This is a genomic window from Nonlabens sp. Ci31 (assembly GCF_012974865.1).
In the GTDB taxonomy this organism is placed as follows: Bacteria; Bacteroidota; Bacteroidia; order Flavobacteriales; family Flavobacteriaceae; genus Nonlabens.
This window is the reverse complement of record NZ_CP043633.1, coordinates 2,145,511-2,172,277: the sequence shown is the minus strand read 5'-3', so window position 1 is coordinate 2,172,277 and position 26,767 is coordinate 2,145,511. Positions and strand designations below refer to the sequence as shown.

Sequence of the window (26,767 nt, the reverse complement as noted above, 5' to 3'; positions counted from 1 at the left end):
TTATGAAAACAGCCATCGTTATAGGCGCTGGAATAGGTGGACTAGCCACTGCTCTAAGACTTCATAAACAAGGTTTTAAAGTTCAGGTATTTGAAAAGAATCACTATGCCGGTGGTAAACTGCATGCCATTGATCAAGAAGGCTACAGATTTGACTTGGGACCTTCTTTATTTACACTTCCCCGTCTTATGGACGACCTTTTAGATTTATTTCCTAACTCTCAAGTAGCCTTTTCTTATAAAGCTAAAGAAATCGCTTGTCACTATTTTTGGGAAGATGGCACTGTTTTTAAAGCAAGTACGGACACCTCTGAATTTGTAAAAACAGCTGCAACTACTTTTTCTGAGGATCAAAGCACCATTGCTACTTACCTCCGTAAGAGCAAGAAAAAATACCAACTTACCAAAAGTCTTTTTCTAGAAAAATCACTCCATAAAGCCTCTACCTACCTATCCATTGACACCGTAAAAGCTTTAATTAACGCCCCTTTTTTAGGAATATCAAATACCTTAGATCAAGAGAATCAAGTTTTTAAGAATCCAAAGCTAACCCAACTCTTCAATAGATACGCCACCTATAACGGTTCATCGCCCTATCAGACACCTGGAATAATGAGTATGATACCGCATCTTGAGCTTGGTTTGGGCACCTATTACCCTCATGGTGGTATGCACCGTATATCACAATCTTTATTTGAACTGGGACAGGAAGTTGGAATTGAATTTCGCTTTCGCGAAAGCGTGACCCAAATCAATCACAACAAGAAAAAAGTTACCGCTGTCACTACTGAAAATGGTTCTTACAAAGCAGATCTGGTTGTATCAAATATGGATATTTATCCGACTTATAAAAAATTAATCCGTGACGTTAAAGCTCCGGAAAAAACATTGGAACAGGAACGCTCCAGCAGTGCACTAATTTTTTATTGGGGAATTGACAGCACTTTTCCAGATTTAGAATTACACAACATTTTATTCTCTGAAGAATATAAAAAGGAATTCGAGCATATTTTTGAACACAAGACACTTTCTGAAGACCCTACGGTTTACATCAATATAACAAGCAAAGAATCTCCAGAAGATGCGCCTAAAGGTCATGAAAACTGGTTTGTGATGATCAACGCACCTGGTGACTATGGACAAGACTGGGGAAAGCTGGTTACCCAGTCCAAAGAGCGCATCGTACAGAAAATTAAAAAGTGCCTGCAGGTAGACATAACAGATCATATCAAAACAGAATATATTCTTACACCGCAGGGAATTGAATCCAATACCAGTTCTTATAGAGGCGCTCTTTACGGGGCAGCGAGCAACAATAAATTTGCCGCATTTTTAAGACATCCTAATTTCAATAATAAAATTAAAAACTTATATCATGTAGGTGGTTCCGTGCATCCTGGAGGAGGAATTCCTTTGTGTTTATTAAGCGCTCAAATCACTTCTGACCTTATTTCAAAAACATCTCTATGAGAATAGCCCTTGTTTTTTTATGGGTTTTGCACCTAGCGGCATTAATAGGAATTGCAATAGGCTATGAAGATTTCTTTCTTCCCAAGTCGCCATTTACGATCATGTACTTGCTGTTCTTTTTGATCTTCTTTTTTAAAATTGATTCTCGTAATAAAGTACTTTTATTTATCGCATTTATGATGATAGGAATCGGCGTAGAGTGGTTAGGTGTGCATACAGGAAGCCTTTTTGGTGATTATTATTACGGTAAAAACTTTGGCCCTAAATTAGACGGCATTCCAGTGCTTATAGGAGTCAACTGGGCGCTATTAACTTTTACTACTCATGTAATTGCTAAGAGCATTTTCAAGTCTCCCATCGCTATTATTGCTTCAGGAGCTACCTTGATGGTAGGTTTTGATTATTTTCTAGAGCAAATTTGTGATTTTGCAGGTTTCTGGCATTTTGAAGGCGGCGCAGGCTGGTTCAACTATCTTTGCTGGTTCATTATTGCGGCTGCACTGCATGCCGTTTCATTTCAATTTAAACTCCGAGGTAATAAGCTTATTTCTTATCATCTATATGGCGTTCAACTATTTTTTGCAATTAGTCTATGGATCATCATTTCGATATAGCGATTATAGGTATGGGCTGCGCTGGCAGTCATGTGGTGCAGGAATTATTGCGTCGTAAAACCGATCTTAGAATTGTCGTCATTGATGATTTTAATTCAAATTCTCTGGAAAAAACCTGGTCTTATTGGGAGCAAGGAGAAGGTCGCTGGGATCATTTAATCTCTCACAGCTGGGATAAAGGCAGCTTTATTATGCCTGATGATTTTATACATCTGGATCTTGATGGATATGTTTATAAGACTATCGAGAGCCGTGATTTTATCGCTTTCGCGAAAGCAGAATTACAACAACACCCTAACTTTCATCTGGTAAAAGAGAAAGTACATAAGGTGTCGGGATATGAGGTGCAAAAAATAGAATGCGATCACACGACAATTACGGCAAACCTAGTATTGGACAGTCGTATCGACAAAGCATTTTTTACAGACACACAGGCGATCACCTTGCAACAACATTTTAAAGGCTGGGTGATAAAAACAGAACAACCCATTTTTGATCCAGAAGAATTTGTGATGATGGATTACCGTTTAAGAGATCCTGGAACCACGAGTTTTACTTATGTTTTACCCTATTCAAAAACAGAAGCCTTGGTAGAGTTTACCTACTTCTCTAAAGATGTGGTGAGCGATGAAACCTATGACAGGTTTCTAAAAGAATACATCAGCGATTTTTTAAAAATCGAGAATTACAGTATAGAGAAAACCGAGCAAGGTATCATCCCTATGAGCACCTATAAGTTTGAACAACACCACCGTAAAAATATTTTTAAAATAGGAACCGCAGGAGGCTGGGTAAAACCTTCTACTGGTTATAGTTTTAAAATGAGTGAGAAAAAAACGACACAATTAGTCGATAATATCTTAACAGATCGAGATTTAAATCACGGAATGATATCTAAGAAATTTCGCTTTTATGATGAGATCATGTTAGATGTATTGCATGGTGATAATGACCGTGGCGCTCGAGTGTTTCACACCCTGTATAAGAAGAATAAAATACAAACAATATTTAGTTTTCTGGATGAAGAAACAAGTTTTGGACAAGAATTGAGCATCATGCTGCCTATGACGTCAAAACCATTTTTGAGTGCGTTTTTTAAAAGACTGTTCTAGAACTTTTTACTGTAAACCACTTTGGTCATAGGAATTCAAGCCACTGACGTCTATATGTAATTTCCCATTCTTATGTTGTCCTAGGTAAGTGAATTTTGCACCCCAAATTATTTCATCTGCCTTATAAGAAGATCTGGAATACAAGGTTTGAGAAGAAGATGCATCAAATGCTTTGAGCATCACTATAAACTCCACCTTTCTTTTTTCAAATTCCTTTTCTGTCATTTTATAAAGCGGACTCTTCTCATCGATAGGATGCACAATCGTCCAGACTGATGGAAAGAAAAAGACCATATTCCTTTCCAGTTTTAAATTGTGGAACTCTCTATGCTGAGATCCTTCCTTTCTAAAGGAGACGCTTAAATCTGCATTTACCTCTAGCAATTCGTTATTCTGTGGATTCACCACCCGTATCATAAAACCATTAATATTTTGATAGGGAGCAATAACTCCTATATCACTGTATTTTATTTTGGTGGGTGATTTTGAAAACCTACCGTAAAGCAAACCAGTAGCGAGTGCAAAGGACAATAAGCCTAACATAGACTCTATGGCTGCCACAATGTTTGTAGCAAGTCCCAATGGTGCAACGCGACCGTAACCTAAAGTGGTAATGGTCTGGGCACTAAAGAAAAAAGCTTCTGAAAATTGATCTATACCTGTTGTACCAGAGGTTCCTGTCAGGTGATCAACTCCTATACTCATGTAAATAGCAGCAAATGAAAAGTTAATTACAAAATAGCCCAGCAATATATATCCAAAGAAATTAAGCCATGACATGGTTACCAGATTATGAAAGAAATTAAGTTTTTCAAAAAAGGGAATGTTGGTTTTAAGTATATTGAAGGAACCGTCCTTATTTACGGCTCTGTACCCATTCGATTCTGACTTCTCACCTAGCCCAAAATCATTGAATTTTTTTTCTTCCAAAGCTATTATTCGTTACTTATTAAAGATGGTGGGATTTCAAACCCACTCCATTCACCTGTAATTTTAAAAGGTTGAAATCTGGTAAACATCTCTTCTTTATACCACTGTAAAGCCTGTGTTTGTTGTACCGCATGTCGATGATTCTGACTTCGGTAAGCATATTTTTTCAATGCTCTTGCATCATTCCAAAGGCTAAAAGTAGCCATCTGAGTTACCGGTCGCTCTCCTACTCCGGCTGTAAACAATAAACTGGGATTGTCCACGAGGTCCTTTTGAGAAATAGGAACATAATCCCAGAATTTCTTAAGCATATGTAACTTAATCGTTGCCCTAGTAATTACAGCAATCATCTCATTATTCTCATCTAAGGAATCACTAGTCTCAAAGGGATTTTGCTTGGACCACTGCCCATGAGCTTTGATACTTTTCATGTAAAAAGTAAGCTGTTGTTCACTGCGATGTTCATAACGTTTGTAGAGCTGAGCCTCTGCAAAAAAGCCCTTTGCACTTGCTTCATTATCCCAAACTTGCAACAAACCATAAACACTCCAGTCCGGTAGTGGATCAAAATTCTTTTTGCCAGAACCCAGCAATTTATAAAATTGCAAACCCTTGATTTTCTTCATAGGGCCATTTGCAAATTGCATCATTCCAAAAGCCCATAGCTTTTCTTTAAAACTAGGATATTTAAAAAATGTTAGTGTTGTAATTTGTTGAGACATAAAACAAAGATAGATCGCACTACAATTAAAATGGTTAAATTAGTGTTGTAAAACAGAACCTTTCCATTTCTTTATGAAATATACCTTTTTACTAATAAGTCTCTTACTTTTTTCATGTAAAAATAGCCGCAGTGACATAGCTCCTTCAGAAAGGCAACTAATTAAAAGTCCTATCGCCTTTCACTTTGATTTCCCGATTGGAAAACCAGATGCAAAAGGCTATTACAATGCTCAGGGATTTGAGAAAAACAATCATTTAGGTGATGATTGGAATGCGGTGACAGGTGGCAATTCTGATCTAGGAGATCCTATTTATTCCATAGGAGACGGTAAGGTTACTTTTGCTAAAGATATAGGCGGCGGTTGGGGCAATGTAATAAGAGTGATGCATGAACTGCCCGATGGCACTTATGTAGAATCTCTATATGCGCATTGTGATACCCTGCTGGTTTCTAAAAATGAGCTCGTAAAAAAAGGCGATCAAATAGCAACTATAGGAACTGCAAACGGTGCTTACCTCGCTCATCTTCATCTAGAGATAAGAGATGATATAGAACTACCTATAGGCGGCGGTTATTCTAGTGATACGGATGGTTATTTAAATCCTACAGAGTTTATTAAAAACCACAAATAAGGCTAACCGAATTATTGATACCTAAAGACTTTTGAAAGTATAATAATTTCAGCTCCAAATTATCACTACATATTTTAAGAAATAGTTGCTCAAAATCCTATATTTGAAATGTGCAAAAACTATAACATGGACAATATCTTTACTTTTTTACGATCTCCTTTTAAATATTTAGTCCTTTCAAATACCTTTTTGTTTCTAGCTATTTACTTTCTTCTTAGTGGAGGAGAAAAATCAACTTATGAACTGCTGTTTTTAATAGCTCTCGTTCAATTAGCTCTATTTGGAATATCGTTTTACAAAAAACATAGAGGAAGTGATCATAAACTGAAATCTTAAAAAAACGCTTGTATATTCCTCGTTTTTGCGAAAGCAAAACTTCCTCCCATAAAAAAAGCCTCTTGAAAATCAAGAGGCTTTTTAAGTATAGGGAACTCATTGAAAACGCTTTATTAAGCGGCGTTTTCTTCTTTAATTTTATTCAAGGCACTTCCTTTGTGGAACCACCCAATTTGAGCAGCATTATAGGTATGGTTTGCCTTAATCGTGTCCATAGAACCGTCTGCATGGGTAACCTCGATAGTAAGTGGCATATCAGGAGAGAAAGAAGCTAAATCTACAAAGTTAAAGGTATCATCTTCTTGTATCAAGTCATAATCTGCCTCGTTTGCAAAAGTAAGACCTAACATTCCTTGTTTCTTCAAATTAGTTTCATGGATACGTGCAAATGATTTAACTAGTACTGCAACAACACCTAAGAAACGTGGCTCCATAGCAGCATGCTCACGGGAAGAGCCTTCACCATAGTTATGATCTCCTACTACAACCGTAGGAATTCCAGCTTCTTTATAAGCTCTTGCTGTTGCTGGAACGGCACCGTATTCACCATCCAACTGACTTTTCACAAAGTTGGTTTGCTTGTTATAAGCATTAACCGCACCAATCAAACAGTTGTTAGAAATATTATCCAAATGACCCCTATAACGCAACCAAGGTCCTGCCATAGAAATATGGTCTGTCGTACATTTACCAAAAGCTTTGATCAACAATTTTGCTTGAGTAACATCAGTACCTATAGGTGTAAATGGTTCTAATAATTGAATGCGTTCTGAATCTTCATCAACCTTAATCACCACTCCACTTCCATCTTCTTGTGGCGCAAGGTAACCGTCATCTTTTACTTCAAAACCTTTAGGAGGCAATTCCCATCCTGTAGGCTCATCTAGCATTACTTCTTCACCGTCTTCATTGATCAATTTATCAGTGATAGGATTAAAGTCCAATCTTCCTGCAATTGCTATTGCAGCTACCATTTCTGGAGAGGCTACAAAAGCGTGAGTGTTAGGGTTACCATCGGCACGTTTTGCAAAGTTTCTATTAAACGAGTGAATGATGGAGTTTTTAGGAGCATTTTTAGGATCGCTATAACGCGCCCACTGACCTATACACGGTCCACAAGCATTGGTGAAGATTTTAGCATCTAATTTTTCAAATATGCCTAAGATACCGTCACGCTCTGTGGTGTAACGCACTTTTTCAGAACCTGGGTTGATACCAAATTCTGCTTTAGTTTTCAACTTTTTATCAATGGCTTGCTGAGCGATAGAACTCGCACGTGATAAATCTTCATAAGAAGAGTTGGTACAAGAACCTATAAGTCCCCATTCCACTTTAAGTGGCCAACCATTTTTAGTCGCCTTTTCATTCATGGCACCTAATTCTGTCGCAAGGTCTGGAGTAAAAGGTCCGTTAATTTGTGGCATTAGAGTATCTAGATTGATCTCAATTACTTGATCAAAATACTGCTCTGGATGGGCGTACACCTCAGCATCTCCTGTAAGGTGTTCTCTTACTTCATTTGCAGCATCTGCAATGTCGGCTCTTTCTGTAGCACGCAGGTAGCGATCCATAGAATCGTCATAACCAAAAGTAGAAGTCGTTGCTCCTATTTCAGCTCCCATGTTACAAATAGTTCCTTTTCCTGTACAGGAAAGGTTCAATGCTCCATCGCCAAAGTATTCAACAATAGCTCCAGTTCCTCCTTTAACGGTAAGAATTTCAGCCACTTTAAGTATCACATCTTTAGGTGCCGTCCATCCAGATAATTTACCAGTTAATTTCACACCTATCAATTTAGGGAATTTTAATTCCCAAGCCATTCCTGCCATTACATCAACAGCATCTGCTCCACCTACACCTATGGCAACCATTCCTAGTCCACCGGCGTTTACGGTGTGAGAATCTGTTCCTATCATCATTCCTCCTGGGAATGCATAGTTTTCAAGAACTACTTGGTGTATAATACCCGCTCCAGGTTTCCAAAAACCAATTCCATATTTATCAGATACTGATTCTAAAAAGTTAAACACCTCATTAGAAGTATTCAATGCGCTTTGAAGGTCCATAGACGCTCCGTTTTTAGCTTGAATCAAGTGGTCACAATGCACAGTTGTAGGTACAGCTACTTTATCTTTTCCAGCTTGCATAAATTGTAGCAAAGCCATTTGAGCCGTAGCATCTTGACATGCGATACGATCTGGAGCAAAATCAACATAATCTTTACCTCTAGTAAACGGTTTACCAGGGATGCCATCCCAAAGGTGAGAATACAAAATTTTCTCAGAAAGTGTCAGCGATTTACCAGTAAGCTTACGTGCTTTATCCACGCGAGCTGGCATCTCAGCATATACCTTTTTAATCATATCTATATCAAAAGCCATATATCAAAATTTAATTTATCAGTTTTTTAAGGATTGCGAAGTTACAAAAATGCTTCGTGAAATGAAAGTCTCACTGCGTTACCGCTGTTTTTTAGACATTCTCAAAATAACAAGCCATCAAAGGTTCTTAAATTATCAAATTGATAATTTTGATATCTTTAAATTATCAGTTCTATAAATAACGATAACGATAGTAGTGTTTCCGCTTTCGCGAAAGCGTGATTGTTAATTTCTATGGTGGTATTTACGGTGTATTTTATCTAAACAAGCTTTTTGAAATCTTGTCATTACAAAAAATATGGATCGAGATGTTGTATTCAGGATGAGGAGACAGTTCCAGATTTATCCTGGATCCATGATGGATCGAGACTTCAATTCAAACGGAGAACACGATCTGGATGCTGGACAAATTTGCGTTACACATCTTTTACCATATTAAAAATCCAAACCGCAAATTATCCAGCATGACAAATCTATTCAACAAGCGCTAACCTACAAGCCTTTGTCCTTCCAGAAAACAAGTCCTATAAAATTTGGGTTTAACATGCTTTTGGATAAGAAAAAAGTTTGCTCCAAATTTATGTGGAATCTCTTTATGCCTTCTCCTTAATTAAAAAAATCCTGATTCATTCCAGATTTGTTTGGAATCCATGATGGAATGGTGGTTCTATTATTACCGAGAACATTTACTAAACGGGTAACAAATTTGCATTATGTCTTCTTCCCCTTTTTTGGAAATATCGCAAGCCAATTTTCCAGCATGACAATTCCGTTTAACAAGCGCTAACCTAAGAACCTTTTATCCTTCCATATAGTCTGGATCAAAAATGATTGATTCAAAGTAAAGAGACCGTTCCAGATTCTTTTGGAAGACATTATTGATAGGGATGTATAAAAAAAGGACTCTTTCCTACAACAATTGATCGATGATACTTTCTTCCGTATGCCCTTCGGCCTCTGCTTTGTAATTTTTGATAATTCTGTGCCTTAGAATCCCCGTAGCAACAGCTTTTACGTCCTCAATATCTGGACTGTATTTACCGTTAACGGCTGCGTGCGTTTTTGCTGCTAAAATAAGATTCTGGGAAGCTCGAGGTCCTGCACCCCAATCCAAATATTCTTTTACAATCTCAGGTGCTCCATCGCTTTTAGGGCGTGTCTTACCGACTAAAGTAACGGCGTATTCAATGACATTATCTGCTACTGGAATACGTCTTACCAATTGCTGGAAGCCCACTATTTCTTGTGCTGTAAATAAAGCATTTACCACTGGCTTATGATCTCCAGTTGTTGCTTTTACCACATCTACCTCTTCTTGAAAAGACGGGTATTGTAAATTGATGGAAAACATAAATCTATCCAACTGTGCCTCTGGCAAAGGATAGGTGCCTTCTTGCTCAATTGGGTTTTGAGTTGCTAGTACAAAGTACGGCGCATCTAATTTATAATGGTGACCAGCTACGGTTACCGATTTCTCTTGCATAGCTTCTAAAAGCGCTGCCTGAGTTTTAGGTGGTGTACGGTTGATCTCGTCTGCAAGAATGATATTGGAAAAAACGGGTCCTTTTAAGAATTTGAAAGTTCTGTTCTCGTCTAAAATTTCACTACCTAGAATATCACTAGGCATCAAATCAGGAGTAAATTGAATACGTTTAAAATTTAATCCTAATGCTTGCGATATAGTGTTTACCATTAAAGTTTTTGCCAGCCCAGGAACGCCTACTAAAAGCGCGTGACCACCAGAGAAAACAGAAATCAATATTTCATTGATTACATTGTCCTGTCCAATTATTACTTTGGCAATTTCTTTTTTAAGCTCTTGGTGTTTTTTGACCAAGTGATCTATCGCAGCTACATCTGACATGATGGGATGGGTTTATGAGAATTAATTCCAGGCATTGAGAATATCGCAATCTTTGTATTCTGCTCCTATCTTGATGTAAGTATCGGTAATTTTTTCATTGCGCCATTTATTGATAGCCTTAACTTGCTTATCCTTCAATGCCAAATCTTTGATTTTTAAATAATCATTTGCATAATCTGCTTTATGATCTGGTATTTTATCAATAATATAAACTACTTTAAAACTCATCGACCCCATTCGAGGATCTGTTTCTTCTATGATACCACTAAGGTCTCCCTTTTCAAGAAATTGCAAGGTAGACGCCATGTCAGATTCTAATCTAGTCACTTCTATTCTACCAGTTCCTGTGTTAGGATTGATGATCTTACCACCATTTTGAGCTGTCTTTTCTTCGTCGCTAATTTCTTTTGCAGCATCTCCAAAACTAATCTCATCCAGAATGATGCGATCTCGCATAGCGTTTAACTCTGTCTTTGATTTTTCAACTTGTGCCACAGAAATGTAGGGTTTTAATAAAATGTGTCTCACATCTCTGATTTGCCCCCGTATTTTCTCTACATAAAGAATATGCCAACCAAACATGGTTTCAAAAGGCTCGCTGATTTCACCTTCTTGAAGTGAAAAAGCTTGATCTTTAAATTCTTTTACAAATGGGTCATTCCTCTTAAGAGATAAAACTCCGCCTTGACGCTCGGTTCCTGTATCGTCAGAATAGAGCGTTGCTTTTGCTGCAAAATCAGCACCATTATCCATCACGTCTGCTCTATATCCTGCAAGTTTATTAATCACTAGATTTATTTCTTCCTGCTCCGGCTCTGGTATTACTACTATTTGAGCCATTTCTACCTCTGTATTAAAAAGAGGTAAATCTTCCACTGGAATGGACTTATAAAACTCGCGAACCTCCTCTGGAGTGATTTCAACCTGCTCGGTAATACGTTCTTGCATGCGCTGTGCTAATAGCCCATCACGATTTACTCGATTCAAAGCTTCTCTCACCTGAGTAATGTTGTCCTTTTTATAGAAGTCTGCGATCTTTTGATCATCATTGGTTTGAAGGGCATTCTTAAAATATTGAATTTGACCTTCCGTTCTACCTTCTATTTCTCTATCACCAATAGTTATGCTGTCTTGAATAGCGTGGTGTGCGTACATTTTTTCTGAAAGTAAACTTTCCATTAATTCACAACTGGAAATATCAGATATTCCTGCTTCTCTTTTTGCTTGTGCTTTGGCACTTACGATATCAGAACCTAAAATAACGTAGTCGCCTATGACCCCTGCAACCCCTTCAATAAGAAATCTATTTTTTGTACTGGGCTTTACACTGTCCATTGCAGCAAGTGTTTCTTGCACGTTCTTGTTATCTATAGCTACCACATCTTGCTCGGTTGTAGTTTGTGCTGTTACCGCTTTCGCGAAAGCGAAAACCATAATAATGGCTAGATATTTAGTTATTGATTTGAAGTTTATCACTGTTAATAGCGTCATTTAATAAATCTTTTTCTAATTTTTTAATATAAGCAAGTTTGCTCTTGTTGAGTAAAATCTGTTTTACAGTAGGCTTTACATAGGATAAAGGCGCGCGATCCCCGCGTTTAAGCACTTTATTAAATCGCACCAAATATACGCCAAGACTATCTTCTAGCTTCCACGTTTTATTTTCTTTTATATATAACTTTTCATTTGCCACGTTGATAACGTTCATAGCGTCAAAAAGGGCACTCTTTTTTACCCAAATGCTATCGTTTAAAAAGTAATTGCGATAGGATAGCTTAAGACTGTCTAGTTCTTTCAACGAATTTAAATCGCCTTTATTGAACCTCTTTGTTATTTTTTGCAAATCAGTGTTAAGAGGATCCAATTGCACATACCTAAACTGAACTAAATCTTCATTTAATTTAAAGTCCTCTTTGCGTTTTTCATAGAAAGATAGAATTGCCTTTTCTGAGATGAGTGTGTCTAGATTTTGTTTGGTTAGTTCTCCTAAATATTCTTGGGCGTATAATTCTATTTGATAATTTTCAATCAATTGATCCAGTTGCGCCTGTCTCTCTTGTGAAATATTATCGATTGCATTGTCCATTAACAAATGATCTGTTGCCCATTTACTGATATAAGCGTCTACAATTTGAGCACTGTCTTGCCGTGTATACCCTTGTGGTAAAAGTCGCGCTATATCGTCTTTATCTAAGTAATGTGTGCCTAAAGTTACCACATTATCTGCTGGGGTCTCCTTTGTTAAATACTCACAAGAAACTAACGAAATGAAAAGTGCTATGTAAATGGTTTTTTTAATCAAGTTGTGTTTTTATTTGAGCTTTTACTTTTTTGAATACTTTTTTATGGACTTTTATTTGATGACCTTTTCTGAGGTCATCAATCCAATTTTTTTCTAGTTCCTGCTTGTAATCATTAATAACTCTACCTCTTGCTTCTTCTAGCGTTTTAACTGAAGACGCTATGATTTCATTCACTTGTATGACTTTATAAAAACTGTCTCCATCAGCATGATATATATTAGAAACTCCTAATCGCACTTCAAAGTCGTCTGGTAATCTATTGTACGTCTCTTCCACGGTTCCAGAAGAAATGATCACTTTAGTTTTATCACCCACATTAAGGCGGGCTTTGATGGAATCTGTCGCTATCCCTTGTTGCAACATTTCTCTAACCTCTTGGGCCACTTCTTCTGATGTACTTTGAGTGAGGTCCACATCTAACCTGCGTTTCCAGGTATAGTTGACTTTATGACGATCGTAATAATCCTGCTGTCCCACAGAATCATTATCTGCTTTATTCCATATTTGTGTTTCAATTAGGTCAAACACTAAGAAGCCTTCTTTGAATTCATTGTATAAGAACCTAAAGTCTTCGTTATCTCTCTCTAAATTAGAATCGTAGTAAGAAATAATTTTCTCTGTAATAAAAGAAGTATAGAATGCGTCTAACTTTTCTTTTTTAGTCGCAAATGCAGTGAAATCTTTTACTTGTTTTTGCGCGGTATAAGAAAGAAAATTACTGATCGTGTAGCCATTTTCTTTAATATGGAAGAGCTCGTTGCTATTTGCGGCTTGGTTCTTATCAAAAACGTACTTACCCGTCATTATCAAACTGTCGCTCACCATATCATAAACTTCTTCTGGCAGCACCAATGTTTCGGGAACTTGATATTGCTTTTTAAGTTGACCCGTAAAAGCCTCGGTGATGATTCTAGAACGAGGTGATTTTTTAATTTTTTCTTTCAGCTCGCTTTCCAACTCTTCAAAAGTTTTTAGGGGATGGTTTTCCAGTAATTTAATAATATGCCAGCCGTATTTAGTTTCTACTGGCTTGGAATAAGCTCCTTTTTCTTGGAGTTTAAAAGCAGCATTTGCAAAGGTTTCATCTATTCCACCAGTGCCGAATTTATTAAGCCTTCCCCCACGAGAAGCACTATTTTCATCATCAGAGAATTCTCTGGCAAGTTCCTCAAAGCCTCTTCCTTCTTCCAGTTGCTGGTATATTTCTTGAATACGGCTCGCTGCTGTCTGTTCTCCTTCTTTTTGTTTATCAAAAGTCATGATGTGCGCAACGGTCACTTCTCCAGGATCTGGTCTTTTATCATTTACATAAACGATATGATATCCAAAATCTGTCCTTATCGGCTTTGAAAAAGTGGCTGCTGGAGTCTCGTAAGCCGCTGTCTCAAATTCATAAGCCATCACAAAAGCACCGAACCAGCCTATATTCCCTTCATTACCTGCACTAGGACCTTCACTTTTAGTTCTTGCAAGGGTTCCAAAACTGATGTCTTGTTGAAGTTCTTTATAAATAGCCTCTATCCTATTCCAAGCCTTTAAAGTATCTACTGGAGAAGCCCCACGACTTACTTTAATTAAAATATGGCTCGCATTTACCTGTTGCAAACCTCGCTCGTATCCTTCTTTAACTAAGCTTTCTGTCACCTTATTATCTGTTAAATAAGGTTGTGCCAGACTAGAACGAGTACTTTGAATCTCTCTGATATGACTTTCCTTTTTATCCAGCTCTAATTCATAAGCTTGCTGTAACTTTAAACGGTAGTCTATATAAAGATCTAGGTAATTATAAATATCTTTTTGTTCTTCTTCTTGGACGATATCTATATTCTTAAAATAAAATTTCATAAAAGTCCCTGCATCATAGTCCTTCCCATCTATGGTAAGAAAAGTGGTGTCTTCTATTTTTTGCGCATAGGATGAGACAGAAAACAGCAATACAGCTATACCTAAGAGACCTTTTATATTCTTCATAATTTTCTTTTCAAGGATAGCAAAAATAGTTATTTAACACTGCCTTTCAAAACGTAGTGTTTCACTTGTTATTTTATTAAATATAATTAAGTTTAGAACAGCTTACACGACTTAAAAATTATGATAAAAAGCGAGCACTCTATTGAGATTTTACTTCCTATTAATGAGGTAATGGAATTATTTAAAAATCAAAGCTATTTTAAACATTGGCAAAAAGGACTGGTAAGTACTCGAAATCTTTCGGGAAATCCTGGAGAAGAAAATAGCACTAGAGAAATGAAAATTAGAGTTGCCGGAACAACTATTACCATGAAGGAACAAGTCACCGCTGTAGACTTACCTCACTTATGGGAAGCTACCTACCGCACTAGTGGTGTAGTTAATAAGCAGAGCAACCGCTTTCGCGAAAGCGAAACAAACATCAATGATCAATTAGTACCAACTACTTTATGGAATGCTACCAGTATTTTTAAGTTTACGGGAATGATGAGAGTAGTAGCAAAAGCCCAACCTAAATTATTTAAGCAGCAAACACTGCAACATATGGAAGATTTCAAGACCTTTGCAGAAAACAAGGATGATTATATCAAAACCAATTCATGAGAAAATTAAAATTGATTTGGGACTTTAAAGGTCCAGATGCTTCTAGAACAGCAGCGCACCACCTTATTCACCTAGATGAATATGTAGAAAGTGAAAAAGTAGCTTCTATTGCCACTGGCGTTGAAGAGATAAATGATAGGCATCACATCGCTTATATAGCATTAGAAGAAGAACATATGCCTGCAGTAAGGGACGCCTTGAAGCCACACAGAGGACAATTGTGGTAACAGTAAAAAACACAGCAAAATTGAGCTTTAATTGATTAGCTTACACCTTTAGTAACTATCAAATATTTTTCCTACATGATCGCACACGAGTTATTTTCTCACTTCCTTAAAGAAGAACAAATACTTGAGAAGAATGCCCTGTCCCATAGATACCATCATATATGGCATATGGACGAGCCTCTTAAAGCTTTGTGTGTACTACTGCCAGAAAACACTGAGCAAGTAAGTAACATCATGAAAATATGTTTCCAAGAAGCCCTACCGGTCGTCGTTCACGGTGGTCTTACCAACCTGGTAGGAAGCACAGAAACTAATGGTGATGAAGTGGTGATATCTACAGAACGATTAAATAAAATAGAAGAGATAGATACTGCCAGTAGAACGATAACAGTGCAGGCAGGTGTGATTCTAGAACATATTCAGGAGTCGGCAAATAACAAAGAACTGCTATTCCCTTTGAATTTTGGAGCAAGAGGTAGTGCGCAAATAGGTGGCGTCATTTCAACAAATGCCGGAGGATTGCGTGTTCTCAAATACGGAATGACCAGACAGCTTGTTTTAGGACTTGAAGCGGTAACAGCAGACGGCACGATTATTTCTTCTTTGAAAAAGATCATTAAAGACAATAGCGCTTATGACCTCAAACAATTGTTTATAGGTAGTGAAGGAACACTAGGAATAATTACTCGCGCGATTCTAAAACTAGAAGAAGCCCCTAAAAGTCGCAACGCCGCCTACATAGGTTTTAATAACTATGAGAAAGTCGTCTGTTTTCTAAAATACATGGATAGTAATCTTGCTGGAAAACTAAGTGGGTTTGAACTGATTTGGAAAAATAGTTACGAGCAAATGACCAGCGTCAGTGCTGCTGTAAAACCACCGTTACCTTACGATTACGAGTATTATGTTCTCGCAGAAGCATTAGGGAGTCATCCGACTAATGATCAAGCAGAGTTCCAAGATTTGCTAGAGAACGCCTTGGAAAATGAAATGATTCTAGATGCGGTGATGGCACAATCTCCTAGCGATGTAGAGTGGTTTTTTAGAATCAGAGAAGATGTCAATAATCTGGTAGATTTTATGACCCACGACCAGCATTTTGATATCAGTTTACCCATCCCATTAATAGGTTCCTATATAGGGGACAGATACAAGGCTTTAGCTGCGATTAAAGGTGTAAAGCAAATCTATGCATTAGGCCACGTGGCAGATGGGAACATTCATTTCATGATAGGAAAAGAAAATCTAAACCTAGCACTTAAAAAAGCCATTGATCATTGCATCTACGACGGACTCAAAGAAATAGGTGGCTCTGTAAGTGCCGAGCATGGCATAGGAACCCATAAAAAGGCGTATTTAGAATTGTGCCGTACTCCAGAAGAAATTGCTTTGATGCGTTCTCTTAAAAGTTTTATGGATCCTAAAGGAATCTTGAATCCTGGTAAGATTTTTTAGAATCAATTATTTTAAAAGCTGATCAACCGCACTTTCCGTATTGGTAACAGGAAGTTTACAACTACCATCTACGCATACATAGATATACGTATGGTCCTGATTAAACCTATTTTTCATAATAGACAAGTCACTATCAACAGTGGAACCCGCTATTAATATATTTGGCAAATAATAAGAATGCAGCTCCTTCATTTTTTCCATAGCATTACTTCCAGAAATAGCTACTTCATAATAAGGGTTAGAATAGTTTAAATATAAACCCAGCCAATTAGCATAAGCAGAAGGCGTTGCTTTCAAATCCTTATGCATATTGGACAGCATAAATTTTGAATTTTTAGAGTACTCTTTATTCGTATAGTAATGTCCTAGTTGGAATAAACTAGTAGCTAACACTGAATTTGATGAAGAAATCACATTATCTACAACCTCCGTTTTACGAGTGATCAAGTTGGTGTGTTGATCGGAAGTAAAATAAAACATACCGCTGTTTTTATCATAGAAATGGGTCATGGAATACTTCATAAGATCATTTGCTGTCTTGAGCCATTTTTCATCTAACGTTGCCTGATATAATGCGATAAACGCGTCAATCGTGTGTGCATAATCTTCAGAAAAACCTTCAATCGTACTTCTGCCTTTTTTATAATTATGGAATAGCGAGCCGTCCTTATTTAATTGTTTGGTTTTTATAAACTCGGCATTTTTAATTGCTCGATCCAAATATTTTTTGTTTCCTAGAACGCGGTAGGCATCCACGTATCCCTTAAGCATTAATGCATTCCAAGAAGTGAGCACTTTATCATCTGTAGAAGGTCGTTCTCTGTTGGCTCTAAAAGTACCTAGTTTGGATTTCCAATCATCTACCAATACATCTAACTCCTGTTGCGTTAAACCAAATTCTTTTAAAAATTCTAAGTCTGATGTTGTTTTGTATAAAATGTACGTATCATCTTCCCACTTCCTAGCTTCATTGATATTATAATAGGAATTAAACAGCTCTAGTTCTGAATCTATAGCAGTTTCTAAGTCTTTTTTAGTCCATGTATAGAATGCACCTTCCTTAAGGACATCGCTATTGGTTTTACTATCTGCATTTATGGATGAATAAAAAGCTCCTTCCTTTTGAGTAAGCTCTACATGAACAAAGTCTAATGTTTCCTCTATAATTTTTTTAAAATATTCATTTCCTGTTAATTGATAGGCATCTGCATAAAGGCTAACGAGCTGAGCATTATCGTACAACATTTTTTCAAAATGTGGTACATGCCATTCTTCATCAACCGTATACCTAGAAAAACCACCACCTACTTGGTCATATATACCGCCATTAGCCATTTTAATTAAGGAGTTCTCTACATGCTTTTGCAGTAATTTATCATTGTTCTGAACACTATAACGCAGTAAAAAACTTAATTGATTAGGCATGGGGAACTTTGGAGCACCTTGCTGTCCTCCATAAACAAGATCTAAGGAAGGTTTCCACAAGTTTACTATAGAATCCATTGACTTCGTATTAAATGCAACCGCTTCTTTGTTAACCGCAATTAAGTCCTTGCTTTTCATTCCTTTAGTTAATCTATCAGCATAGGCAATTACTTTTTCAGGATTCTTCTTATACAGATCAGACATTTCGACCAATACATTAGTCCATTGGGATGTTGTAAAATAAGTACCTCCAAATACAGGTCTTCCATCTGGTAGAGTAATACAATTAAGCGGCCAGCCGCCCTTACCTGTCATTAATTGAACCGCATCCATATAAATTTGATCTACATCTGGTCGCTCTTCGCGGTCTACCTTAATACTTATAAAGTTATCATTCATTAAAGCCGCAACAGAATCATTTTCAAAGCTTTCTTCTTCCATGACATGACACCAATGACATGCTGAATAACCTATGGAGATAACCACTAGCTTATTTTCCTCTTTTGCTAACTCTAAAGATTCTGAATTCCAAGCCTTCCAATCTACAGGATTGTATGCATGTTGCAATAAGTAAGGACTTGTTTCATGAATTAAATCATTTGCGAGCCGTCCTCGAGCATCTGTTGCGGCGGCTTCTTCTTCTTTATTTGAGCAACTGGATATTAAGATAAAAGAAGCTAAGAGAAAAAGTACTTTATGAATCATAGTCAATTGTAATTTTAATGTAAAAATATTCTTTTTATACTATTGGGTTCGATAACTAAAAAGGTAAAATAAAAAAGGCTGTCCTTACAGACAGCCTTTTTAACTCTTATTGAATTAAATCAAATAACCAATTGTTATTCTTTAATAAGCTTTATGGTTTGTACGCCATTATCGCTTTCAATTTTAGCAAAGTACATACCTGCAACAATGTTAGTAGTATTGATTTCTACATCCATGTCGTTAGCTTCTACTGTAGCAATTTGCTTACCCATGATATCAAAAATAGCAACTGAATTAATGGTAGTAGTACCAGAAATAGTCCAGTTATTTGAAGTTGGGTTAGGATATGCAGTAAATACAGCTGCATTTGCATCATCTACACTAGCTGTAGTATCCTTGTGAAGATACAAGTTATCGTACCACACATTATTTAAATTTGAAGTAATCACTATTTGAGACAAATCATCAAATGGAGAAATATTTAGATCAAGAGAAACCCAATTTGTACCATTTCCTGCGACTACACCAGGATTTGTACCATCATTAATATTGAGTTCAATTGTTCTAGCATTATCTTCTCCAGCGCCTCCATTAAAATCAACTAGTTTCAGGTTGAAAACTTTACCTACTACATTAGTTTCATCCGTATAAAAATCAATGTGTAGTTTGGTAAATCCAGTCGCATCTATATCGTTAGCATCACTATCAAAAGCAATTCCTTGACAAGGTTTGCTTGAGAATAATTTTGTAGCATTACCCGCAATAATTGCATCTGTAACAGAAGGAGTACCACAAAAACCTGCGTCAAATGCATCTACAGCAACATCCGTATAAACGTCACTAAAGAAAGAAATAACATCAGCAGCTGGTCTATTAGGTGGTCGAGGTGCAGCTACGGTAGGTGGTGTAGGACAGGCAGCACAGTTAGGTCCTCCACAATCGATCCCTGTTTCCCCTTGATTTTGAATACCATCATCACATGTTGGTGGTGGTGGTGTGGAAAATGCAGAAACATTATCTACGTAACTAGTTCTAACAGAACTTGCTCCGTTTGCATCGGCCCATCCACCGCTTCCTCCATTTGCAGAGCTATCCCACAGGTTAAAGAAAAATATTTTAGGATAAGCACCATTAGCCACTTGCTGACCATCTTTAGGTATACTAAAGTCAAAAGAAAGGTTCTCCCAACCGCTTCCTGTATGACTTGCATCAGTAGCAGATATAGGACCAGTTCCTCCCTCTATTCTAGCAAGCATGTCGAAAGCTGAAGTTGAATAGACATCTACAGTAACTATTTTGTTAGTAGTTAAATCCATCCAGTCACCTTGTAAGGTAAGCTCGGCTTGCTGCCATGGTGCAGATGCTGCTCCTGTAATTATCTCAAGAACGTTACCGTTTGCAGCTCCTGCAGCCGGATCAGTTACAATTGTAGCCGTACCTGGCCCATTAGAAAAGCCTAAGGTCGGTGCTGTACCTTCAAAATTTTCCAGCACTACTTGTGCAAAACAAACTGAGCTGATAAGGAAGGTTAATAAAAATGTAATTTTTTTCATGGTGTTTTTAATTAAAATTTGACACCTACAAGATGCAAAACTATAACGATATAGCTGCGACAAAACACCTATACAAAAACTATACAAAACTATAATAATCTAGGGATTGATCATTAAAAACAGAAAAAACTACTTGTAATTAAGATTTAAGTGGAAATTTAAAGAAGATGTTCTCCTGAAGTTAAAGTAAAAAATCCTCTAACTCTACTAAGAATATGCAGCTATTAAATTTTAGAATAGAGCTGTTTTTAGCCAAAGAAGGAAAGCATTAGCATTACCTATTTTCTACACAGTTGTAAAATTATCTTTACTATATCTCGGAAAACACAAAATACTTTTACAGAGCACTTCCTCCTAGTTTATTTAGATATAAGGATAAAACCTGCAGCATGATGATAAAAAGCGATTCTGTCTTTTAGCATTTATGGTATAGAATTCAGATTTTCTTCCATACCGATAAGCAAAGCTCAAAAGCTGCAATTATAAATGTCTATCTATTTAAGAACATGGTAAATGTACCTTAAAAGACGAAGTTAACTTTACAAAACGCCTATACAAGGAACAACAAAGCAGCATAAACTGCATCAATCAATAGTGCTTGCTATCTATAAAGGACTATGGTTGTTCTTTAAAAAAGGATAGAGTTGAATTGTTGTTAGTCACCACAAAGGTATTGTTTCCTTTAATGGAAAGCTGTTTAAGGTCTCGGCTATCTCTAGGAACATAAAAACCGCTTTTTCCTGCTGGCATAAAACTAAAATCGTTTTCACCGTTACCCAGCAGCACCGTTCCATAACCCGCATCATATCGCACCGTTTCCACCTCAACACCATAATGATTTCCTACGGTAATGATATCCTTATAACCGTCCTTGTTAACATCTATAACAAGAGCTGATTTAATTGGAGCTATTTGGGCTTCGTTAGGTAATGATTTTGCTATAAGCTTACCATTATCATTAATAAGTAGGATACTTTCAAAACTTGATATTTCATAAACGACACTACCTTCTATCTTTTCTTCCGGTAAGATTTCTATTAAGGTAGAAGAAGCAAAGCTGTGATAATCTCCAAACTTATCGGCTACATAAGGCATTTGCTGACTGGTGCATTCTCTACCTCGCATAGGTACATAATCGCCTTTATAAAATTTAGCAAATACCACATCGTTAGTACCGTTGTTATCAAAGTCATTTGCATATACCTTAAAAGGGTGCTCTTTAGAAGCTTTAAACTTATTGTTTTTACCTAAATTACCTATGATATAATCTTCATCACCATCATTATCTAAATCACTGGCCGTAATAGACCACCAAATCCCTCTGGTATTCTCGAGCCCATATAGCTTGGAATCGTCTTTAAAAACGCCATTATCATTTGTTAAAACTTTAATTTCCATCCATTCCCCTACTATCATCAAATCCTCATCATTATCATTATCTATATCTGTAAAAATAGCGTCGGTAACCATTCCTATATTCTGTAATGCTGGTGCTACATCGCTTGTTGATTCTTTAAACACCCCATTTTCATTAATAAGAAAATAACTGGTTGCTGGAAAACTGTATTTACCAGGTATCATTCTAGTTCCTACAAAAATATCCAGATCTCCATCATTATCTATATCTGAGGTTTTGACACTTTGCGTACTTTGGGCAATTGCAGGTAAGGCTTGTTCCTTTTTGCTAAAGTTACCTTGTCCATCATTTATATATAAACGGTCTCTAAGTTGCGGACTTCCTATATTAAATTCACTTCCTCCACTTGCTACATATAAATCAACATCATTATCTCCATCAACGTCAAGAAAGACACTTCCCATGTCTTCACTAGCTTTATCCAATTGCCATGGTTGAGATAAACTCTTGCGGAACTGACCGCTTTCTTGTTGCAGGTACAATACACCGCTCTGACCGGCAGCACCACCTATAAAAATATCTTCTAACCCATCATTATTCACATCTTTGATTGCTGTGAATGGGCCGTTTTGAGATAATTTATGTGGTAAAAGTATTTGCTCTGTAAAATCGTCAAAATCATTTTCAGTATGTATGAAGTCGATTCCAATATCATTTGGCTTTACTGATGACAACAATGTCTTGGATATTTCAGTAGAAGTATCCATTTTTATGGCTTTAGCGTAATTTGCAGTTATTGTCTGATTTGCAGATACCTCTTTAAATACATTCACCTTTCCATCAGGCCAGGTTACCTCAATTTTCTCTATTTGAGTATCCTTTCCTACTCCAAAAAATAGACCTGGTTCGACAGAAGATAAATAACCTTTTGTCAAAAAGTGTTCAGCTACTTGTATTTTATTTTTTTGATAAATTTTTGCTTTTGCCCCTAATCCAAATGGATTATTAACAGACCCCTTAAGGGCTATTTTCAAGAAATTCCCCGTTGCATTATTGTTGTAAACAAACGCCTGGCCGTCGATGTTATTAATGACAACATCTAGATCACCATCGTTGTCTAAATCGCCATATGCCATTCCGTTTGAAAAACTAGGAGTATCAAAGCCCCATTTTTCACTTACTTTTTCAAATTCTAAATTTCCCTTGTTTCTAAAAGCATAGTTAGATATGGGCTGTGATGGCGCATCTTTACTTAATTGAAACAATTCATCTACAGTTGTGGTTTTATCTAAATTTTGAAGAGTAGTTCTAAAATCATTGTTGTCTACATCTTTCTTTATACCGTTAGAAACAATGATATCTTTCCAGCCATCATTATCTAAATCTACCAACAGACTTGCCCAGCTCCAATCTGTAGAGGATACTCCTGCCATACTAGCCACGTCTGAAAAAGTCCCTAGCCCAGTATTCACTTGTAACGTATTAGACATATACTGGTAATGAGCTCCAGCATCTACCATTTTATTAAAAGCCTCTGTACTCATGGTAGCCATATTAGTTTTGGCTCTATAATGATCTTCTGGGGTCATGTCTGTGGTCATTAAATCAATAAAACCATCATTATTAATATCGCCTGTATCTGACCCCATACTTAGTTGGGTAATATGTTTTAACTTTTCATTTATGACATTTGTAAATGTACCATCGCCATTATTATAATACATAAAGTCAGGCTCTGCATAATCATTTGCAACATACAAATCTGTCCAACCATCATTATTAAAGTCTGAGGCACTAACACTTAAACCATAGGAGACATTGCTAGAGATACCCACTTGATTGGACACCTCTTTGAATTTACCATTATCATTTCTGTATAGCTTATCTCTAAATAAAGGATACTGCTCCCGTGGAATAGTATTGATTAAAATTAATTTCTTGTCAGGCATCTGATTGACTTGATACATGTCTAAATCCCCGTCATTATCCATATCAAAAAACACGGCTTGGGTAGAAAAGCCAGCATCTGCTAGACCATAAGCTGCAGCACTTTCAGTAAAAGTTAAGTCTTGGTTGTTTATGAATAATTTATTTTCCCTGTCTTCTGCTTTTAAGGAATTACCATTTCTACTAACGTATATATCTAGATAACCATCTGCATTAACATCGGCCATAGTAACTCCCCAAGTCCATCCTGAATCTGTATCTATTTTAGAACTAGTAGTAATGTCCTCAAATTTAAAATCCCCTTTATTGAGATATAACTTATCATTTACTTGATTCCCCCCAAAAAAAACATCTGATAAACCATCATTATTAATATCACCAATAGCTACTCCAGAACCTAAATAAATTTGACCGAAAAAGTAATGATTGAAATACTTAGACTCTTCGATGGTATTGTTAAAATCTATTCCCGTTTGTTCAGAAGGCAATAAGTTAAAACCTCCTACTAACTCTTTAGGATAAAGATCACGCGAAGGCTCTTTATTACAGCTCATCAAAAAACTAGTGATTATTAATAATACTATAAATGGACTATTTGATTTTTTCATTTTTATCATCTAATGTTTTAAAAGTCGTATTTGGGATTAAATCAATACGGGTAAAGGTAATAATTATCTGAATTATTACATCACGTGCAAGGGACGAGCACATGGATAGTATTGGATTCCATTTACCTATTGTAAAATGGGCCTCAATTAATTACTTGTAAATACCTAAAATAAAACGGTGCCTTTTTTACTCTATCTCATTTAATTCAAAGGTAGTTTTAAGCGCTGCGTTAGAGCTGCCTCCTACCCAAATATCAAAACTTCCGTTTTCTATAAACCAGTTCCCTTCATTATCATAAAAGCCCAGGTGACTTTTATCTAATATAAACCTTATTGGAGTAGAACTATCCGGTTCTAATTCCACTAACTCAAATCCTTTTAATTCTTTAACAGGCCTAGCAATACTTGAAAATTTATCACGTAAATATAATTGGACAATTTCTTTTCCTTTCACTTTACCTGAATTTGTCAATTTTACAGTAACCTCTATAGTCCCGTTTGAGCTATAGTTGTCTATAACGCTTAAATCAGCATACTCAAATTCTGTATAACTTAATCCGTGACCAAAAACCCATAAGGCATCATTTACTTCATCTTGATAATGTGACCAAAACACAAAATCTGGGGAAGGCAAACTAGGTCTCCCAGTACTTTTACTATTATAATAGATAGGCACTTGACCTACATTTCTAGGAAAGGACATCGGTAATTTACCCGAAGGATTGTAATCTCCATACAGGACTTGTGCTATGGCATTACCACTTTGCGAGCCTAACTGCCATGCTTCCACTATTGCAGGAATATTTTCTTTTGCCCAAGGTAAGGCTAGAGGTCTTCCATTGTTTAAAACCAGCACTACATTTTTATTCACCTCAAATACTTTCTCAAGCAATTCTTGTTGAAGACCAGGCAATCCTAATTGAGTTCTACTGCGACCTTCACCGCTTTGAAGACCATGTTCTCCTAAAACCATAACAACTACATCTGCCTCTTTTGCCACCTCAACGGCTTCGGTTATTCCGGTAGTATCAGAATTGTTTATAAGAACCTCTTTGGTAAATTCAATTTTACCTAAAGTGAGATCTGGTCCTTTAGAATATATAATATTTTCATCATACTGCTGCATCCCCTCAAGAACGCTTACCCCTGTATTTTCTTTGGCAGCCGCCCTCCAATTTCCTAAGGGACTGTTTTTTTCAGTAGCAAGTACCCCTATTAATACTGCGTTTTGACCACTTTTATCTAAAGGTAAAAGCTGGTTTTCATTTTTGAGAAGAACTATAGATTTTAAAGCCATATCTAGTGCCCCATTAATGATCTCTGTACTGCCCATTACCTTTTTTTCTCTTTCCAGATCGCAGTACTTGTAAGGGTTATCAAAAAGTCCTAATTCAAATTTTATCTTTAAAATGCGTCTAGCGGCATCATCAATTGCAGCACTATCTACGAGACCTTCCTTAACCAGACTCACCAATTCATTTACATAAAGATGGGATTCCATATCCATATCTGTCCCGGCATTAACGGCTAACTTTGCAGCCATTTTACCATCTTTAGCATAGCCATGGGGTATCAATTCAGCCACAGAACCCCAATCAGAAACTACAAAGCCTTTAAAATTCCATTTTTCTTTTAAGATATCTCTCAGTAAAAACGTATTTGCAGTTGCAGGAATTCCATTCAATTGATTGAAACTATTCATAAAGGTTCTAACGCCAGCATCATTTGACGCTTTAAACGGAGGTAAAACGATGTTATATAGTGTCGATGTCCCAATATCAGCATTATTGTATTCTCTTCCCGCTTCTGGAAAGCCGTATGCAGCAAAATGCTTTGCACAGGCCATAATGGATTCCTGACTGGCTAAATCTTTTCCTTGAAAACCCTGAATCCGAGCCACCGCAATTTCACTAGAAAGAAATGGATCTTCTCCTGCACCCTCCATGACTCTTCCCCATCGTGCATCCCTAGAGACATCTACCATGGGTGCAAATGTCCAATTGATACCAGCTGCTGAGGCTTCCTTGGCTGCTAAGCGAGCAGACTCTTGAATGGCCTTTAAGTCCCAACTTGCAGCCTCTGCAAGCGGGATAGGACTCATTGTTTCATAGCCGTGTATCACATCAAAGCCAAAGATTAAAGGAATACCTAAACGAGATTGCTCTACTGCTATTTTTTGAACAGCCCTGACTTCTTTTACACCTCGCACATTTAACATGGCTCCCACATATCCCATCTTAATGTGTTCAAATTTCCGTTCTGTATCCTCCACATTTGGAACTGGACCTGTAAAATCCATAAAACCGTTATACTGGTTCATTTGACCGATTTTCTCTTCTAAAGTCATCAAATTTAAAACCGAATCTACTTTTTTGTCAATGGTATCCTGCTGGAGAAGTGTACTATCTTTCTCCTTAAATGTAACGGATGAAATATCATCTTTACATGCGGTGATAGAAATAACCAAAATGCAAAAAATAAAGGCGGTAAAATAATGTGTGTTTTTAATAATAGTAGAATTAGTAATAATAAAATAATAATAAACCGATCG

19 protein-coding genes are annotated in these 26,767 nt (G+C 36.8%); 8 read left to right on the top strand and 11 right to left on the bottom strand.

Annotated features, from left to right (window positions below):
• The first annotated feature begins 2 nt into the window (after positions 1-2).
• From crtD to F0365_RS09505, 3 genes are read left to right on the top strand one after another with little or no spacing between them, the layout of a single operon-like run.
• The gene (gene crtD / locus F0365_RS09515; RefSeq protein WP_169933476.1) at positions 3-1,469 is read left to right on the top strand and encodes a 1-hydroxycarotenoid 3,4-desaturase CrtD; all 1,467 of its coding nucleotides are present in this window, start codon (positions 3-5) and stop codon (positions 1,467-1,469) included.
• Positions 1,466-2,083, top strand: a complete 618-nt coding sequence (locus F0365_RS09510; RefSeq protein WP_169933475.1) for a carotenoid biosynthesis protein — start codon at positions 1,466-1,468, stop codon at positions 2,081-2,083. Before crtD ends, F0365_RS09510 begins: the two co-directional genes overlap by 4 nt.
• Positions 2,062-3,195: a lycopene cyclase family protein gene (locus F0365_RS09505; protein ID WP_169933474.1), complete on the top strand. Its 1,134-nt coding sequence runs from the start codon at positions 2,062-2,064 to the stop codon at positions 3,193-3,195. The genes F0365_RS09510 and F0365_RS09505 overlap by 22 nt, the downstream gene beginning before the upstream one ends.
• A gap of 6 nt (positions 3,196-3,201) precedes the next feature.
• On the opposite strand, the gene F0365_RS09500 is transcribed toward F0365_RS09505, so the two are convergent.
• Both F0365_RS09500 and F0365_RS09495 read right to left on the bottom strand, forming a co-directional pair.
• Entirely contained in the window at positions 3,202-4,125 is a 924-nt protein-coding gene (locus F0365_RS09500) for an ion channel (RefSeq protein WP_240961591.1), read from the bottom strand.
• A 5-nt stretch (positions 4,126-4,130) separates the two neighbouring features.
• Positions 4,131-4,847: a DUF3291 domain-containing protein gene (locus F0365_RS09495; protein WP_169933473.1), complete on the bottom strand. Its 717-nt coding sequence runs from the start codon at positions 4,845-4,847 to the stop codon at positions 4,131-4,133.
• A gap of 73 nt (positions 4,848-4,920) precedes the next feature.
• Here F0365_RS09495 and F0365_RS09490 point away from each other — a divergent pair, with 73 nt between their 5' ends.
• The gene (locus F0365_RS09490) at positions 4,921-5,481 is read left to right on the top strand and encodes a M23 family metallopeptidase (RefSeq protein ID WP_169933472.1); all 561 of its coding nucleotides are present in this window, start codon (positions 4,921-4,923) and stop codon (positions 5,479-5,481) included.
• 449 nt (positions 5,482-5,930) lie between these two features.
• Here F0365_RS09490 and F0365_RS09485 read toward each other — a convergent pair whose 3' ends face one another.
• The gene (locus F0365_RS09485; protein ID WP_169933471.1) at positions 5,931-8,198 is read right to left on the bottom strand and encodes an aconitate hydratase; all 2,268 of its coding nucleotides are present in this window, start codon (positions 8,196-8,198) and stop codon (positions 5,931-5,933) included.
• 298 nt (positions 8,199-8,496) lie between these two features.
• Between F0365_RS09485 and F0365_RS09480 the strand changes: the two genes are divergently transcribed.
• Positions 8,497-8,637, top strand: coding sequence for a hypothetical protein (locus F0365_RS09480; protein WP_169933470.1), 141 nt, complete (start codon positions 8,497-8,499; stop codon positions 8,635-8,637).
• 471 nt (positions 8,638-9,108) lie between these two features.
• Here the strand turns inward: F0365_RS09480 and F0365_RS09475 are convergent, their stop codons facing one another.
• From F0365_RS09475 to F0365_RS09460, 4 genes are read right to left on the bottom strand one after another with little or no spacing between them, the layout of a single operon-like run.
• Positions 9,109-10,062, bottom strand: a complete 954-nt coding sequence (locus F0365_RS09475; protein ID WP_169933469.1) for an AAA family ATPase — start codon at positions 10,060-10,062, stop codon at positions 9,109-9,111.
• A 21-nt stretch (positions 10,063-10,083) separates the two neighbouring features.
• Positions 10,084-11,553, bottom strand: coding sequence for a peptidylprolyl isomerase (locus tag F0365_RS09470; protein ID WP_169933468.1), 1,470 nt, complete (start codon positions 11,551-11,553; stop codon positions 10,084-10,086).
• Positions 11,513-12,364 carry a hypothetical protein gene (locus tag F0365_RS09465; protein WP_240961590.1) on the bottom strand — a complete coding sequence of 284 codons (852 nt, stop codon included), beginning with the start codon at positions 12,362-12,364 and terminating at the stop codon, positions 11,513-11,515. The genes F0365_RS09470 and F0365_RS09465 overlap by 41 nt, the downstream gene beginning before the upstream one ends.
• Positions 12,357-14,336, bottom strand: a complete 1,980-nt coding sequence (locus F0365_RS09460) for a peptidylprolyl isomerase (protein WP_169933467.1) — start codon at positions 14,334-14,336, stop codon at positions 12,357-12,359. Before F0365_RS09460 ends, F0365_RS09465 begins: the two co-directional genes overlap by 8 nt.
• Positions 14,337-14,456: 120 nt before the next feature.
• Between F0365_RS09460 and F0365_RS09455 the strand changes: the two genes are divergently transcribed.
• The 3 genes from F0365_RS09455 (at position 14,457) to F0365_RS09445 (ending at position 16,621) form a co-directional block, all read left to right on the top strand.
• A complete protein-coding gene (locus F0365_RS09455) occupies positions 14,457-14,939 on the top strand; it encodes an SRPBCC family protein (RefSeq protein ID WP_240961589.1) in 483 nt (160 codons plus the stop codon).
• Positions 14,936-15,166: a hypothetical protein gene (locus tag F0365_RS09450; protein WP_169933466.1), complete on the top strand. Its 231-nt coding sequence runs from the start codon at positions 14,936-14,938 to the stop codon at positions 15,164-15,166. Before F0365_RS09455 ends, F0365_RS09450 begins: the two co-directional genes overlap by 4 nt.
• Positions 15,167-15,241: 75 nt before the next feature.
• Entirely contained in the window at positions 15,242-16,621 is a 1,380-nt protein-coding gene (locus F0365_RS09445; RefSeq protein WP_169933465.1) for an FAD-binding oxidoreductase, read from the top strand.
• Between the two features lie 6 nt (positions 16,622-16,627).
• Here the strand turns inward: F0365_RS09445 and F0365_RS09440 are convergent, their stop codons facing one another.
• The 4 genes from F0365_RS09440 to bglX form a co-directional block, all read right to left on the bottom strand.
• Entirely contained in the window at positions 16,628-18,751 is a 2,124-nt protein-coding gene (locus F0365_RS09440) for a thioredoxin domain-containing protein (RefSeq protein WP_169933464.1), read from the bottom strand.
• A 134-nt stretch (positions 18,752-18,885) separates the two neighbouring features.
• Positions 18,886-20,304 carry a T9SS type A sorting domain-containing protein gene (locus tag F0365_RS09435; protein ID WP_169933463.1) on the bottom strand — a complete coding sequence of 473 codons (1,419 nt, stop codon included), beginning with the start codon at positions 20,302-20,304 and terminating at the stop codon, positions 18,886-18,888.
• Positions 20,305-20,919: 615 nt separating this feature from the next.
• Complete coding sequence (locus F0365_RS09430) at positions 20,920-24,216, bottom strand: VCBS repeat-containing protein (protein WP_169933462.1); 3,297 nt, start codon at positions 24,214-24,216, stop codon at positions 20,920-20,922.
• Positions 24,217-24,403: 187 nt separating this feature from the next.
• The gene (bglX, locus tag F0365_RS09425) at positions 24,404-26,650 is read right to left on the bottom strand and encodes a beta-glucosidase BglX (protein ID WP_240961968.1); all 2,247 of its coding nucleotides are present in this window, start codon (positions 26,648-26,650) and stop codon (positions 24,404-24,406) included.
• Positions 26,651-26,767: the final 117 nt, after the last annotated feature.

Bases quoted from the DNA above. Each gene is read 5' to 3' on its own strand.
- crtD (WP_169933476.1), top strand. From the start codon at position 3: ATGAAAACAGCCATCGTTATAGGCGCTGGAATAGGTGGACTAGCCACT.
- F0365_RS09510 (WP_169933475.1), top strand. From the start codon at position 1,466: ATGAGAATAGCCCTTGTTTTTTTATGGGTTTTGCACCTAGCGGCATTA.
- F0365_RS09505 (WP_169933474.1), top strand. From the start codon at position 2,062: ATGGATCATCATTTCGATATAGCGATTATAGGTATGGGCTGCGCTGGC.
- F0365_RS09495 (WP_169933473.1), bottom strand. From the start codon at position 4,847: ATGTCTCAACAAATTACAACACTAACATTTTTTAAATATCCTAGTTTT.
- F0365_RS09490 (WP_169933472.1), top strand. From the start codon at position 4,921: ATGAAATATACCTTTTTACTAATAAGTCTCTTACTTTTTTCATGTAAA.
- F0365_RS09485 (WP_169933471.1), bottom strand. From the start codon at position 8,198: ATGGCTTTTGATATAGATATGATTAAAAAGGTATATGCTGAGATGCCA.
- F0365_RS09480 (WP_169933470.1), top strand. From the start codon at position 8,497: ATGGATCGAGATGTTGTATTCAGGATGAGGAGACAGTTCCAGATTTAT.
- F0365_RS09475 (WP_169933469.1), bottom strand. From the start codon at position 10,062: ATGTCAGATGTAGCTGCGATAGATCACTTGGTCAAAAAACACCAAGAG.
- F0365_RS09470 (WP_169933468.1), bottom strand. From the start codon at position 11,553: ATGACGCTATTAACAGTGATAAACTTCAAATCAATAACTAAATATCTA.
- F0365_RS09460 (WP_169933467.1), bottom strand. From the start codon at position 14,336: ATGAAGAATATAAAAGGTCTCTTAGGTATAGCTGTATTGCTGTTTTCT.
- F0365_RS09455 (WP_240961589.1), top strand. From the start codon at position 14,457: ATGATAAAAAGCGAGCACTCTATTGAGATTTTACTTCCTATTAATGAG.
- F0365_RS09450 (WP_169933466.1), top strand. From the start codon at position 14,936: ATGAGAAAATTAAAATTGATTTGGGACTTTAAAGGTCCAGATGCTTCT.
- F0365_RS09445 (WP_169933465.1), top strand. From the start codon at position 15,242: ATGATCGCACACGAGTTATTTTCTCACTTCCTTAAAGAAGAACAAATA.
- F0365_RS09440 (WP_169933464.1), bottom strand. From the start codon at position 18,751: ATGATTCATAAAGTACTTTTTCTCTTAGCTTCTTTTATCTTAATATCC.
- F0365_RS09435 (WP_169933463.1), bottom strand. From the start codon at position 20,304: ATGAAAAAAATTACATTTTTATTAACCTTCCTTATCAGCTCAGTTTGT.
- F0365_RS09430 (WP_169933462.1), bottom strand. From the start codon at position 24,216: ATGAAAAAATCAAATAGTCCATTTATAGTATTATTAATAATCACTAGT.